Below are 13,698 nucleotides of genomic sequence, written 5' to 3' on the forward strand. Positions count from 1 at the left end.
ACGGCAGCCGGTCAGGACCGCCCCCGGACGCAGCGTTGACAGTGGACGGTCTCTTCCCCGGCGTCGAGATGCCGGCGAGCGGCGGTCACGCTGGCACGTTCTCCGGGATGGTCGGCGATTACCTGAAGCCACCTCCTCCTGGCGGCGAAGTGATCGCCGCGGGCTCGGTCGACGTGCGCCAGACCCTCGATCGCGCGAGCCACCTGAGGGTTCAGACCGCGTGATCTCGCCAGTTTCAAGGCCTCTGTGAAGACCGTTTCAGCGACCTTCACGGCCTCGGTGGCCAGATGCGTTTCACCGAGGGCATTGAGCGCCATGCACTCGATCTCGGAGAGTTTCATCCGCCGGGCCCGATCAAGGGCGTCGCGGCCGTGCTGCAGAGCGAGCCCGTTGTCTCCTAGCGACCGGTGGACTTCCGAGAGCACCGCGTGCACGGTCGGGATCAGCTCGTCATCGCGGGCCTCCTCGCTCGCCAGCAGTGCGCGTTCCAGCTTGAGCGCGGCGTCCGACGTCCGTCCCATGAGCTGGTAGGAGAATCCGACGTTGAACAGAAGGACGGCCTCGCCCTTCAACGTCATGGGAGCGTCGACGATCGAACGCAGCTGGTCGAAGTACTCCAGGGCTTCGTCGAAGCGCCCCAGGTCGCGGCAGGCCACACCGCAGCCGTTCGCCAGAATCCGCAGTTCACGTGTGCGGCCGAGCTCAAGGGCCTGCGCGAGGGAGTCCGAGAAGAGCCGGTACGCCTCCTCCGCGCGGCCGAGATAGAGCCGCAGGACGCCCAGCTCGATTGACAGCTGGATGCTCCAGTCCGGTCGGTCCTCGGCCGCGCTGATCTCGACCGCCTCGCTGAACAGCGACTCCGCCAACTCCGGGGACATGCCCCGGTCCCGGGCGATGCACGCCAAGGCCGCGATCGACGCGACCTCACCGTGGCGGTTGCCTGCGGTGCGCGCCGCCGCCAAGGCGCGGGTGTAGAGACCTTCGGCGTCCGAACCGTAGTTGAAGCTGCGGAGGTAGGGCATCATCGCGCAGGGGATCTGCCAGGCGTGGGTGAGCGGGCCGTTGTCGGCCGCGTACCGACTGGCGACGACGAGGGTCTCATGGTCGACGGCGAGCAGGTTGTACCCATCGAGGTCCGCGGGTGGCGGCCCCAGGTCTTCGACGGTGTGTGTGATGTCCGGCGTGAAGACGAATGGTTCAACGGCCTTGGGCTGGCACAAGGTGTGGGTCAGATGCAGCAGCTGATCCAGCAGCCGGTGCAGCGCGGTCCGCTGTGTCTCGACCGAGTCGTGTTCCTCCAGCAGCGCCGTGGCGCAGTCCCGGACAAGGTCGTGGAAAGCGTAGCGGCCGGGCGCGCGTTCGAGCAGCAGGCTGTGCTGGAAGAGCAGATCGAGGCAGGTCTCCGCCTCGTCCATGTGCATACCGCACAGCGCTGCCACCGACGGAGCGGCGAAGGTGGGTCCCGGGTACAGCGGCAGGAGCCGGAACATGCGTTTGGCGGCTTCGGGCAGGTAGTCATAGGACAACTTGAGGACGGCCATCACGTCCCGATCGCCGATGTTCAGGAAGCGGACGCGTTGCCGCCGGGTCTTGAGGCGGCTCAGGAGGTCGGCCATCGTCCACGACTCCCGGTCGCGGAATCGCGCGGCGGCGATGCGGATCGCCAGCGGAAGTCCCCCGCACAGTTCGACGACACGGCGCACCGCAGCGGGGTCCTGTGCCGTTCGCGTCGCGCCCGCGATGCGCACGAAGAGCTCGGCCGCGTCCGCTGTCGGGAGGACGTCAAGGGAAAGCGGCACCGTGCCTTCCAACGCGGTGAGCCGTCGCCTGCTGGTGATCAGCACCAGAATGCTCGGCGATCCCGGGATGAGCGGCCGGACCTGCGCTTCGTCCCTGGCGTTGTCGAGGACGATCAGGGCTCTCCGACCGGCCATCCGCGTCCGCCAGAGCCGCTCCCTGGCCGTCGGCTCCGAGGGCACCAGTTCGGCGGGTATACCCGTCTCTCGCAGCAGATCCTCCAGTGCCTGCTCGGGGCTGACGGGTGCGCGGCCGAGACTGAATCCCTGCAGGTCCTGGAAGTAGTGACCGTCGGGGAACTCCTCGGCGAGAAGGTGGGCGAGATGCACTGCGAGGGTGGTCTTCCCGAGGCCTCCCATGCCGTCGATCGCGGAGATCACCAGCGCCGAAGAGGCCGATCCCGCCACGCTCTCCCGCAGCTTGGTCACCTCGACGGAGCGGCCGGTGAACTCCTGGACGTCGCGGGGAAGGAAGCTTCCCACTCGCCAGGGAACGTCGGCGGTCGCACCTGCGGGTTCCTCACCCGGGTGCGGGCTCTCCTCACCGCGCAGGATACGGGTGTGCAGCTCACGGAGGTGCGAACCGGGGTCGGCGCCGAGTTCCGTGGCGAGGTGGCCGCGGAGGTCCTCGTATACCGCCAATGCCTCGGCCTGCCGTCCGGAGCGGCTGAGCGCGAGCATGAGGCTCGCGCGGAGAGACTCCCGCAGCGGATGCTCACCGGTGAGCCGGATCAGGTCGCTCACCAGCGAACCGGATTCCCCAAGACGCAGCCGCAGGGTCATCAGGAGCTCCTCGGCGCTCAGCCGCTCTTCGCCGAGCTGACCGGCGGTCCCCCGCGGGTACGGGCCGTCGAGGCCCTCCAGCATCGGACCGCGCCAGAGTTCGAGGGCCGCGTGGAGCGTGCGGACGGCCTCACCCAGATCGTCGCGCGCCTCCAGAATGCGGGCCATGCTCACCCGCTCGCGGAATACGTGAAGATCGAGCGCGTTCTCGGGGGCACACATCAGGTAACCCGCATTCACCCTGACGATCTCGGCGTCGGGCAGGGGGGCCAGCGCCCGCCGGAGACCGCCGATCGCGTTGTGGACCTGCTGTTTGACCGACCGCGGGGGCTCCTCCCAGAGCGCGTCGATGATCCGTTCCAGAGACGTGGTCGCGCCCAGATTCAACAGCAACAGCGCGAGCAGTTTGTGCTGCCTGCGCCCGCCGATGTTCAGCCGACGGCCATCGGCCACGGCCTCTAGTGGACCGAGTACCCGCAAAGGCGGCGATGTGTGGAGATCATGAGCCTGTTTGATCGGCATGTGCTCTGCTCTTCCTCCCACCGAGCGGCCGCTCCCTCATACGCGCACGCGTGCCCACCGCCGTGTCCGGCCGAGGCGGGCAGCCGCTCGGTGACAGGCGGTTCACACCGGCAGCGGCCACGGTGAAGGTCACCGCGCCGAACAGAACCGGCGAGTTTGTCTACGCGCGCGCGACCGGGCACGAGGTCGCACTGGTACCGACGATGTTTCGGGTGCCGCTCACCAGTGGGTGGGAACGATACGGCGCTGGGCACCGACTCGCCGTGGGCGGACACATCGTGGCCGCCTTCCCCGCCCGGCGTGCCCCGTGAATGACCGGCCATGGGCCGAGGGAACCCTCGAACCGGACATGATCATCCGACCGGGCGGCGCCGAGTAGTGAACGGATCATTCGAGAGTAGGGCGGTTCGTCAAGCTTTGGTCACCGACCCCGGGTCGGCGCGAGGCTCCCGCTCGGCGAACGGAGGATGAGGAATGGACGGTGCACCCCACACGATCGGCTCGCTGGTCCGGGACCGGCGGCTGGCCCTGGGCACGAGCCAGCGAAAACTCGCCGCGACCACCGGCCTCAGCCTCGGCATGATCCGCGATCTGGAGCAGGGCCGCACACGACGTCCCTACGGGTCGTCTCTTCGCCGGCTCTCCTCGGCGCTCAGTCTCGATCTCGTGCCTGCGGAACACGCGGTCGCCATGCCTTCGTCCACCAACGGGGCGGAGCCGCCAGTGCGGGTTTCGATCCTCGGTGTGCTGGAGGTCCAGGTCAACGGCATGGCCGTCCACATCGGCATCGGGAAGGTACGGACTTTGATCGCGCGGCTGGCGGTGAGCGTGGGCACCGTGATCGGCCGTGCCGCCCTCGTGGATCTGCTCTGGGGGGACGCTCCACCGCCCGGCGCCGAGAACCGGGCCGTCGAATACGTCCGGCGGGCGGGTGAACTCCTGTCGCCCATGGCAGGCACCGGGAGACGCGCGCCGACAGCGGGACCGATCGAGCGCGTCGGCCGAGGCTACCGGCTACGCGCCGACCAGTGCGTGCGCGACTCTGACGAGTTCGTGGCACTCTGCGAGCGCGGCCGTGTGCTGCTGGACGCCGACAGGCACCATGAGGCCGCCGAGCTTCTCGATGGCGCCCTTCGGCTGTGGCGGGACGAGGCGCTCCCGGAGATCGAGACGCTGACCGGCCATCCGGAGGTGCTCAAGCTGTCGCGGCTCCGCTGCTCGGCCGTCCAGAGCCTGGCCACCTCGCTATCCGCCCTGGAGCGCTTCGACGAGGCCCTCGTTCATCTGGAGTCGGCGGCGGCGCGTGACCCCTTCGACGAGTCCGTTCAGTCGTTGCTGCTGCTCACCCTCGCGCGCAGCGGTCGCCAATCCGAAGCGCTCGTGCGCTATCGGAGCTTCTGCGGGCTGCTCTCCCGCGAACTCGGAGTCCGCCCGACCCGTGAACTCGCCGACACCCATCGACGCATCCTGACTCAGCGGATCGGACCGGCTTCGCAGGCTCGCTGATGGGCGGCCCGCGGTCTCACCCGGTGCCGGTCTCGACCTGATCGTTCTCGGCGGCCGGTTGAGATCGGAGGTGGCGGCGTGCCAGCAGAAAGGTGGCGCAGCACAGGCCCAGCAGCGCTGCGCTGACCCAGAACGACGGGCGGATCCCACCGAGGAAGACCACCGCGCCGCCCAGGACCGGCCCGATCGCGCTGCCCATCTGCTGCGCCGAGTTCTGCAGTCCCATCGCCGAGCCGCGCAGGCCGCTGGGGACCACGGCGGCCAGGTACATCACGATCAGCGTCATCGCTTCGCATTGCACGGCCGAGTACAGCAGGTAGACCGTCGCGATCGACGGGGTTCCCTGCATGAGGCCCAGGACTGCCAGCAGGATCCCGCTGGTGACGAAGACCGCTGGTACCAGACGGGCGTAGCCACCGCGATCGGCCAGCCAGCCCCACGCCATGCCGAGCGCCAGCGCGATCAGGGCCGAGAGGCTCTGCAGGACGCCGAAGTTCCGCGCGACATTCTGCGCGTCGGACTCCGCCAGTCCCAGCAGCAGCGGAAGCGTGATGCTCAGCATGCTGGTGGCGGCGACGGTGACCATGGTCAGAGTGAGCGCCACATAGCCCTCGCGTCCCAGTCTGGGGAGCAGCGGCATCGGTTCAGTTCGCTCACGGTTTCGCGGCTTGCGCTCTTCTTTGAGCGGCAGTACCACCAGGCCCGCGCCGACGGTGATCACCGAGGCCGCCAGGAAGGCTTCGGTGAAGCCTGCGTAGGCGACGAGCAGGCCGCCGAGGGCCGGGCCGAGCAGGCCGCCGGCGTTGCGGGCCACTGACAGGCCGGTCAACGCCCGCCCGAGCCGCTCCGGTGGGGTGACTCTGGTGGCCAGGGTGAAGGCCGCCGGGGTGTACCCGGCTACCAGGCCGTTCAGGATGCGCACCGCGATCACGAGGGCCACCGTCTGCGCGAGCGGGAACAGGGCGTAGACGATCGCCAGCCCGAACGCCGAGCGCAGCATCATCGGGCGCGCGCCGAAGCGGTCGGTGAGGCGGCCCCAGATTGGACTCGACAGGCTACTGACCAGGAAGGACGCACCGAGTGCCACTCCGGCCAGGGCGAAGTCGCCGGAACCGGCGACGTGGATGACGTACAGCGGCACGACCGGCAGCATGAGGAAGAAGCTGGTCGAGCTGAGCAGTGTGCCGGTCGCCAGGAGGAATGGCCCGAAGCGGGAGGCGGGCCGCGGACGATCGGAGCTCATGTGGTGGTCTCTCGTGTGTGGGTGGTCACGAAGTCGGCGACGAGCTGATTCCGGACGGCCCGGTTGGCGGAGGAGGCGAAGCGGTGCCCTTCGTCCGGGAACTCGCGCAGGGTGACATCGCCTCCGGCTTCTCCGATCACCCGGGCCATCTCCCGGGACTGTGTGACGGGCACCCGCACGTCGAGCGCTCCGTGCACCAGCAGCAGCGGCGAGGTGATCTTCGCGGCGGCGTTCAAGGGTGACATCTCGGCCATCCGCGCGCCGTCTCGTTCCGCGGAACCGTAGGCGAGCTCTCGCTGCGCGCGGCGATGTGGCCGCGTTTGATCCAGATAGGACAGTGGATCGCTCACTCCCGAGACGGCCACTCCGGCGGCCCACAGTTGCGGTTGATGGGCGAGAGCCAGCAGGACCTGGTAGGCGCCGAACGACGCACCGACGAGAACCGCTCGCCGGGGATCTGCGCCCCGCTGTTCGAGCGTGGAGTGCACCGCCTCTAGATCGAGCAGGACGTCGAAGTTCTTCACGCCGTCATCGAGGGAGCTGTAGTGCATGCCGAAGCCTATCGATCCGCGCAGATCGGCTGCAAAGACGGCGATCCCCCGCTGATGGAACAACTCGAACATCTGCTCGTCCTGGAGGAGCCACTGCTGTTCTGGGCCTCCGTGCAGCGCCACGACGGCCGGTGCCGGCCTGCCGTCGCCACGTTCCTCGCCGGGAAACCAGTCGAGCACCGGCACCCGCACGGAGTCGGCCGCTGCCACGTGGAAGCGTTCGGGTCGCCAGGTCCGGTCGATGCCGGCCTCTGGTGTGAGCGAGCGTGGCTCTCTTTCCGGGGCGATCGCCCATACCGCCGATGGGAGACCGGGTGCGGTGAAGGTGACGCGCAATTCGTCTCCGGGGCCCAGCTCTGGACGCCGGACGACCGTGGCCAGGCCGTGCCCTGGAAGAGCCAGCGGGATCGGGTGTGCCGAAGTCAGCGGGTCGAGCAGTGCCAGCGAGGACGCGCCGTCACGGTTCTCCAGGATGAGCAGACGGTCGTCGCCGGTCAGGACGCGAACCCCGATGTCGTGTTGATCGGCGTACAGCACATGGTGGGTTCCGTTGACGGGGTCGAGGTGGAGCACGGCGGCGTGGTCACGTCCGTAGGCGGAGGAGAACACCAGGCCTCGGCCATCGGCCGTCCACGCGGGGAGGCTCACAGCCGCGTGGCCGTTCGGTGGGTGCAGGGGTCGTGCCGAACCGTCAATGTCGCACACCCACACGGTGGCCGAGAGGGAGACCGGGCCGCCTACGAGGAACACGACCGAACGCCTGTCCGGTGACAGAGCGGCGCCGTAGACCCAGCCGGGATCACGGTGGAGTACGCGGCAGACTCCGGTCCCGGCGTCGTACCAGCACAGATCGGTGCCGCCGGCTCCGGCGTGGTGCCGGACCACCACGCCGTCCTCGCCCTGTCCACCGAAGTCCAGTGGGCCGCACCCGGGTGGCAGCCTGAGCGGTCGGGGCGGGTTCCACCGGCCGGTGGTGGATCCGCGCTGGACTGTGTACATGAAGGCGGCTTCCCGAGCGTCCTCGCCCTGCACCATGACCCGGTCGGCCGAACCGTCGAACCGCGCGGTGAGCGGAGAGCCGTGGCCGATCCCGGGAAGCGGCACCGGCGTCTGGAGATCCCCGGTTGCCAGCATCACCTTCCCGGCGCGTTCGTTCATGAGCAGGACGGCGTCGTCGCGGCGCCGCTCGTCGAGAAGCCGCCACGAACCGGCGCGGTCCTCCGGAGTACGCCGCCCGGCCGTCCCCGCGATCATTGTGGCCCGGCCGTCGGCGCGGACAGCCACATCGCGTTGGTGTAGCGGACGCCCTGGCCGATCTGCTCCACGCCGTGCATGATCCGCGTCCCCTCGAACACCAGGAGGCGTCCGGTTCGAGGGCTCACCCGCCTGGTCTCTTCTGGAAGCTCCAGGAAGGTCTCGCCTCCGCTGTAGTCGGCATTGAGGTAGAGGATCGCGGCGAAGGCGGTGTCGGGGAAGAACCTGTCGATGTGTGCTCCCTGGGCGGTACCGGCGGGCCAGCTGACGAGCTGGCTGACCTGCATCGCGGCGAGCTCTCCCCACTCACGGAGGATCGTGTCGATCACCAGTTGGCCGATGCCGTCGATGGTGCTCCTCAGTTCCGAGCCCACGGGAAGGTCATGGGAGTTGATCAGCCGGTGGCTCCAGAAGTCGACCTTGTTCTTGAAGCCGTAGGTTCCGATGCCGTCCCGGAACGACTCGACCAAGCCCTCGCATATCCGCTCCTCGACGGCGCCGTCGATGGTCGTCCATCTCATCGCACTGCTCCTCTCATCGCACTGCTCCTCTCATCGGTGTGGGCCGGACGTCATCGCCGGCCGTCTCTGGCGCTCGCTTCGGCGGTGAGGGCGGACAAGAGGGGCAGGCCGTGGATCTCGTCCCACACCTGCCGAAGCAGCGACCGCCGTTCCTCGACCTCGCCGGTGGGGATCACCTGCTCGAAGGTGGCCACCACGTCGGCGAAGGTCGCCTTCTCCAGGGCCATTCGGAGCGTCGCCAGGGCCACCGGGGTGATAGTCAGGTTCAAAGCGCCGGTGGCGGCGATTTCGCTCAGCCAGCTCACCGCTCGGTCGGCGGGGTCGATGCCGGGGTGCTCGCGGCCGATGAGGGTGAGGATCTCCTCCCGGTCGGGCACATTGAGCAAGAGCGCGAGGAAGAAGCGGTGCTCGGGGTTCCTGATCGTCTGGCGCAGGCGGGCGATCTGAAGCTGGCGCACACGTCCGGTTACCGCGGCGAGCAGGGCGTCGACGCGAGGACCGCCGTGGCGGCGGCGGGCCGGCTCCAGAAGTCCCGGGTGGTGGGCGCCCCTTTCGGCGGTGGCACGGAGAACTCTCCACACGGTCCACAGGTCTGCCTCGGCGAGCAACGATGCGGCGGTTCGCCGGAAGGCCTCTGGATCGATGGCGTCCAAGGCCTCCAGCGCCCGAAGGCGCACCTTGAGGGGCTGGGGGTCGTGGAAAGGGTCGGCGGCGATGCCGGGGGCGAAGTACTCGTACTGCGGGCCGGCGGCGGTGTAGCTGCGCACGACCAGGGTGACCGAAGGGTGTTCCAGATGGAAGAGGGAGTGGATGTAGGCCGTACCGGGCAGGATCCGATGCACATCACCGGGGCGCAGGATCTGCGAGGACCGCCATGTGAGCCGGCCGAACAGCAGCTGCTCGCACACCCGGTCGGACTCGTCGAAACCGTACTGGCTGTGCAGGCTGGATCCCTGCAGCACGGTGAAGGCTCCGTTGAAGCTGTGCTGGTGTATCGCGGTCGTGCCGTCGCGCCAGACGAGGGCCTCGATGTAGAACTTGTGCCCGATGTACAGCGTGATCGGCGGCTGGCCGAACTGCGGTGCGCTTACCTGTCTCGGGACGCGGTTCGAAGACATCAGCCATGCCGTCAGCGTCTTCACGTCCCATGCGCGGTGCGCCGCGGCGCGAATCAGCGCCTCCTCGGCCAACGCGGGAAACTCGCGCTCGTCGTAGTTGCGCTCCCGCCATGCCTCGGCGAGGCCGTCACCGAGGCCGGCGATCGCGCTTTCGATCGCCGCTGCGTCCACGGCACGCTCCACCGTGGTATCCGGTGAGCCGGCGGAGGGCGGGGCGGCGGCGATCGTGGCCCGCTCCGGCCGCAGGCTCCGCACCTCCCACGAGCCCGCCAGCATCCGCTCCAGGGCCGCCGGGTCGAGCACCGCTCTCCCGGTCGTGGCCTCGTCGGTCGTCTCCATGATCGATCCCTTTCTCGATGTCGGTCGCGGTCGAAGACGCACGGCGCGGGTCAGTACCGTCCGGTGATGTTGGTGAAGGAGAACCCGATGCTGTAACGCACTCCGGTCTTGACCGCGCTCACGGCGTGGAATGACCCGGGGCCCATGGCCATGAGCGAACCGGCATTGAAGGCGGGGACGATCGTCCGGATCCTGGTCCCGGGGTCGTCCCGCTCGAAGATGCCGAGCAGGCCGCCTGAATCCGCGTCCGTGTCCGGCGACAGGTACACGATGAGCCGGTGTGTGAAGAAGTACCGATGGGCTGCCGGATCGGGGAAGTAGTCATTGTGGATCTTGATTCCGTGGCCGACGGGGTAGCGGTTGGCCGACACCGGGAAGTCTCGCTCGAAGCTCTTGCCGAAGATTTCCTCGGCCTGTTCACGCAGTGACCGCATGAGCGCGGGCGTCAGTAGGCCGGCGATGGCGGGCGGTGCGGCGGTGCTGGTCCAGTAGAAGCTGCGACGGGGCGGGTCCTCACGGTCACAGTCCCGCCAGGTCCGCTCGTCACCTATCCACATCGCCAGTTCCCGGGCCACATCCTCGGGGAAGACCCCCCGCACGGTGCCGTGCGGGAACGGGGTCCGGAACAAGGTCGCGCTCTCCATGGACTCACTCCTTTTCGGTTGCCGCAGCCGGGATCAGGTTCGCCAGCATCCCCGCCCACTCCGGACCCGCGACGTTCTCCAGGTCGCGGGTGGCCGCCGCCAGCCGTGCCGCCGCTCCGTCCGGGAACCGGTCTTCCAGGTAACGGCGCCATTTCCCGTTCACCACCAGCTCGCCGCCGAGGGCCAGCCCGGCGCCAGTCACGGGGACCTCCAGACGCACCGCGTCGCCTCCCCGCAGGTGCACGGTGATCAGCGTCGATCCGTCGTCGTCGCAGGTCGGGTCATGGGTGATCTCGGCGGCGGAGGCGAGGCGAGCGATGTCGGGATCACGCGACAGAGCCCCCACCTCGCTCTCGAATCCCTCGATGGGGCGGGTGAGGCATACCGCCAGCTGGAAACCGAGGGCGAACCGGGCCTCATGGGCCGTGCGAGGAACGCCGGGCCGGCAGACGGCCGCCACGCTCCAGGGCACGCGAACTTCCAGCGATGCGATGGAGGAGGGTGCCAGGGCGTGGTCGCACAGCAGTCTCTGAAAACCGAGGACGGTGGTGATGAGGTAGCCACAGATCGGCAACGGCTTGTGAAACGTGGGCGCGTCCACGACACGCCAAGGAGCCCCGAAGGCGGGCACGTCTTCCTCCCGGAACGAGGACGGATCGGCCAGCACTCCCCAGATCGACCCGGCGACGTCGATCGAGCCGACCGTCCTGTCGTTCACCGCGACTGCGGCGGTGTGACCGTTACGTGCCGCCACGGCCAGCTGATAGGGCTTCGCCGCTGATCCGAACCCGGCGGAGTGGCCGGTCGTCGTGAGGGCCGCCAGGAACACCGCCCGTTCCAGGTCATCCGAGCCAAGCCCGAAGAGTCTGCCAACCGCAGCGACCACCCCGATGGCGCCGAGCACGCAGGTCGGATGACGACCGGCGTCGCGGAGCGCGCGTCCCGCAACATCCCCGAAAGCACACATGACCTCGTGCCCGACGGCGTAAGCGGTGATCAGGTCCCGGCCCGTGCAGGCGCCCGACGTGTAGTAGGGCAGCAAGGCGGGGAACAGCATCGCGGCCGGGTGGCCGTGCGAACGCGGGTGCACCGGATCGAAATCGACCGCATGGCCGCGGAAGGCGTTGCGCATGAGCGCGCCCTCGGACGTCGTCAGCTCCCAGAACACCGGGTCTGGACCGGCCGCACACGACGCGAGCAGGTCCAGCAGACTCCACCGGCAGTCCTCGACCACGGGCACCGGAAGGTCCTCATAGGACACGACCGCCGCGGCGGCCAGCAGGCTCGCCACCGTCTTCTCGGCGCCGCTCATGGCAGGACCGCGCAGTACAGAGGGAGCTCGTCGGTCTCCAAACCGTCGATCAACCGCCGGGCGTCGATATCGCAGAAGCCGCCGACGGCGGCGAAGGGAAGATCGAGAGCGGCGGCTGTCAGGTACAGGTTCTGCATCATGTGACCGGCCTCGATCAGCGCGTACCGGTAGCCGCGCTCGCCGTACTTGCGGGTGGTCCGGTTCATGGACGCCGACAGGATGAGAATCATCCGTGGCAGAGCGGTGTCGCCGAACCCGAGCAACCGCTCGACGTCGGCGTCGTGTATCACCGAACCGTAGGTGAGGCAGCCGTGCTCGAACGGCGAGTACAGATGCGCGCCGTGAGCGATGCCCTCGGTGTTCAATGCCAGAATGTGGCAGTCGATCGGGAATCGCGCCCCGGCGGAGGGGTAGTGGCGCCTGGAGCCGGGCGCGGCGCCGGGCTGCTCGCGCGTCCCGAGGCTCCAGCCAAGGAGGTCGGCGAGATCCTGGACGGCGACGGGTTCACTGCGCGCGCCTCGGTCGGTGCGGCGACGGATCAGCGCGTCTCCGAGCCCCATGGTCAGCGGACGTGGTCGCGGAAGAGGTGTCAGGGGAAGGCGACCGGAGTCACGCCGGGCCACCTCGGTCCACTCCCGGGGCCAGGACGAGGGGTCGGCGAGGCGCAAGCGGTCCACCTGCCAGCCCTGGAGCGAGCTCACCGCGTGGAAGTCCTCGTAATCGGTGAGGTCCGCGGTCGCCGCCAGTGATCGCTTCATGCGGTCTCCCTATAGGAACGGGTGCGGGAGCGGGTTGAGTTCGGCCGCGCTCACCGGCTCACGGTCGAGTCGGCCATACGTCAGGAGGCGCCGGGTCCAGCGCCGATCCGGTTCCGATAGGTGCATGGGTTGGAGGCCGGGGACCAGCACCTTCACCGCGACCGCGCCCATATCCGCGATGTCTTGGGTCGTGACATCGCAGATGAGGATGTCGCCGCCCTCCTCGCCGACCCGCCGCACCAGTGCTGCGACGTCCTCAGGTGAGGGGGTGGGCCGGTGCGCCGACGGGAGCGCGGTGCCGAGCTCGGCGTGATCGAGATAGTGCAGGGAATTGGCCATCTCCGGCTGGATCCAAAGGAAGGCCCGCTCCGAGCCCGACGCAACGCGCCCGGGTTCGGGGAGGAGGCCCAGTGCCACCCTCCGGGCCGTCTTGGAGCGGGCGCGGATCGGCCCACGGAAGGTGACCGCTTCCAGTAGGGCTCCGACGGCGGCCTCTGCGGCATCGAAGGCCGCTTTGGATCCGAAGGTCATCGCCGGCGTCGCCCCCGAGCGGTCCCTGACCCGGGCGGCGATCACCGGGACCGGGATGTCCAGGGAGTAGTCGAAGAGCTCGACGTCGAGACGGTAGCGCTCGCAGGCTCTCACAAGGCCGTCGAGCTCACCTGAGCCGAAGATCGCGGGTTCGAGCCGCTGGGGGGAGATGCCGCGATAGTGCCGGATCATCGTGGCGTCCCTCTCGATGACCTCCAGCAGGCCTCGCAGCACGGCTGGGCCGGTCGCCGTTCCGGCGGCACAGCCCGTGGTGAGTGGATCGCGCAGGACGGGCTCTCCCTCGGGGAACTGATAAGGGAGATGGACCAGTTGGGCGGGAACCATGCGGTTCGCGCCGTGCAAAAGGGAGCGTGCGGTGGTCCAGGCGAGGCGGGTGGACCGTAGCCGGTCGGCGGTGTCGGCGCCGTCCGGTGCGTTCAGCGACGCCGGATCTAGGGCGGCGACTCCCGCGGTGCGCAGCTCGTCGTAGTCGGCGACGGTGAGGTCATCGATCCGGTAGATCGAGAGGCAGTACCGTTCCACCGCCTCGAACAGCGCGCTGGCCGCGGCGGTCTCGTGGGTCGTGGATCGGCCTGCCTCGGCCGGGATCGACTTGTAGCCGCCTGAAGAGAACGCCGTCGTGGGCATCAATTCCGCGCGGTACATGATGGTCTTGGGCTCATCGTGGGGCCAGTCGTCGCGCTGGCGGACCCTGCGGACCACGCCCACGGCGGGATCGATGAGGGACCGGAAGTACGGGGCCGCCACCGTCGCCGGGATCTCTGGGCCGAGGAGATCCACCAGAGCCGATCCCGCCGGC

The 13,698-nt window shown here is 68.9% G+C and carries 10 protein-coding genes; 1 reads left to right on the forward strand and 9 read right to left on the reverse strand.

The features are described from left to right. Positions 1 to 11 precede the first annotated feature (11 nt). The gene (locus QSK10_RS11240) at positions 12 to 3,101 is read right to left on the reverse strand and encodes an AfsR/SARP family transcriptional regulator (protein ID WP_285662580.1); all 3,090 of its coding nucleotides are present in this window, start codon (positions 3,099 to 3,101) and stop codon (positions 12 to 14) included. Between the two features lie 474 nt (positions 3,102 to 3,575). On the opposite strand from QSK10_RS11240, the gene QSK10_RS11245 reads away from it, so the two are divergent. Further along, positions 3,576 to 4,607: a BTAD domain-containing putative transcriptional regulator gene (locus QSK10_RS11245; protein WP_285662581.1), complete on the forward strand. Its 1,032-nt coding sequence runs from the start codon at positions 3,576 to 3,578 to the stop codon at positions 4,605 to 4,607. 16 nt (positions 4,608 to 4,623) lie between these two features. On the opposite strand, the gene QSK10_RS11250 is transcribed toward QSK10_RS11245, so the two are convergent. From QSK10_RS11250 to QSK10_RS11285, 8 genes are all read right to left on the reverse strand, one after another. Then, the gene (locus tag QSK10_RS11250; protein ID WP_285662582.1) at positions 4,624 to 5,850 is read right to left on the reverse strand and encodes an MFS transporter; all 1,227 of its coding nucleotides are present in this window, start codon (positions 5,848 to 5,850) and stop codon (positions 4,624 to 4,626) included. Further along, positions 5,847 to 7,559 (reverse strand): S9 family peptidase, encoded by a 1,713-nt coding sequence (locus tag QSK10_RS11255; RefSeq protein ID WP_285662583.1) that lies wholly within the window; start codon positions 7,557 to 7,559, stop codon positions 5,847 to 5,849. The genes QSK10_RS11250 and QSK10_RS11255 overlap by 4 nt, the downstream gene beginning before the upstream one ends. Before the next feature lie 92 nt (positions 7,560 to 7,651). Further along, positions 7,652 to 8,176: a 2OG-Fe(II) oxygenase gene (locus tag QSK10_RS11260; protein ID WP_285662584.1), complete on the reverse strand. Its 525-nt coding sequence runs from the start codon at positions 8,174 to 8,176 to the stop codon at positions 7,652 to 7,654. Positions 8,177 to 8,226: 50 nt separating this feature from the next. Continuing rightward, positions 8,227 to 9,633, reverse strand: a complete 1,407-nt coding sequence (locus QSK10_RS11265) for a cupin domain-containing protein (protein WP_285662585.1) — start codon at positions 9,631 to 9,633, stop codon at positions 8,227 to 8,229. Between the two features lie 50 nt (positions 9,634 to 9,683). Then, positions 9,684 to 10,277: a 2OG-Fe(II) oxygenase gene (locus QSK10_RS11270; RefSeq protein WP_285662586.1), complete on the reverse strand. Its 594-nt coding sequence runs from the start codon at positions 10,275 to 10,277 to the stop codon at positions 9,684 to 9,686. A 4-nt stretch (positions 10,278 to 10,281) separates the two neighbouring features. Next, entirely contained in the window at positions 10,282 to 11,589 is a 1,308-nt protein-coding gene (locus QSK10_RS11275; protein ID WP_285662587.1) for an MmgE/PrpD family protein, read from the reverse strand. Further along, positions 11,586 to 12,347: a SagB/ThcOx family dehydrogenase gene (locus tag QSK10_RS11280; RefSeq protein ID WP_285662588.1), complete on the reverse strand. Its 762-nt coding sequence runs from the start codon at positions 12,345 to 12,347 to the stop codon at positions 11,586 to 11,588. Before QSK10_RS11280 ends, QSK10_RS11275 begins: the two co-directional genes overlap by 4 nt. A 9-nt stretch (positions 12,348 to 12,356) precedes the next feature. Then, positions 12,357 to 13,679 carry a YcaO-like family protein gene (locus QSK10_RS11285; protein ID WP_285662589.1) on the reverse strand — a complete coding sequence of 441 codons (1,323 nt, stop codon included), beginning with the start codon at positions 13,677 to 13,679 and terminating at the stop codon, positions 12,357 to 12,359. Positions 13,680 to 13,698: the final 19 nt, after the last annotated feature.

Origin of the sequence: Actinorhabdospora filicis (assembly GCF_030269765.1) — a bacterium.
Classification (GTDB): Bacteria; Actinomycetota; Actinomycetes; order Mycobacteriales; family Micromonosporaceae; genus Actinorhabdospora; species Actinorhabdospora filicis.

Coding starts and splice junctions, on each gene's coding strand:
- QSK10_RS11240 (WP_285662580.1), bottom strand. CDS start 3,101: ATGCCGATCAAACAGGCTCATGATCTCCACACATCGCCGCCTTTGCGG.
- QSK10_RS11245 (WP_285662581.1), top strand. CDS start 3,576: ATGGACGGTGCACCCCACACGATCGGCTCGCTGGTCCGGGACCGGCGG.
- QSK10_RS11250 (WP_285662582.1), bottom strand. CDS start 5,850: ATGAGCTCCGATCGTCCGCGGCCCGCCTCCCGCTTCGGGCCATTCCTC.
- QSK10_RS11255 (WP_285662583.1), bottom strand. CDS start 7,559: ATGAACGAACGCGCCGGGAAGGTGATGCTGGCAACCGGGGATCTCCAG.
- QSK10_RS11260 (WP_285662584.1), bottom strand. CDS start 8,176: ATGAGATGGACGACCATCGACGGCGCCGTCGAGGAGCGGATATGCGAG.
- QSK10_RS11265 (WP_285662585.1), bottom strand. CDS start 9,633: ATGGAGACGACCGACGAGGCCACGACCGGGAGAGCGGTGCTCGACCCG.
- QSK10_RS11270 (WP_285662586.1), bottom strand. CDS start 10,277: ATGGAGAGCGCGACCTTGTTCCGGACCCCGTTCCCGCACGGCACCGTG.
- QSK10_RS11275 (WP_285662587.1), bottom strand. CDS start 11,589: ATGAGCGGCGCCGAGAAGACGGTGGCGAGCCTGCTGGCCGCCGCGGCG.
- QSK10_RS11280 (WP_285662588.1), bottom strand. CDS start 12,347: ATGAAGCGATCACTGGCGGCGACCGCGGACCTCACCGATTACGAGGAC.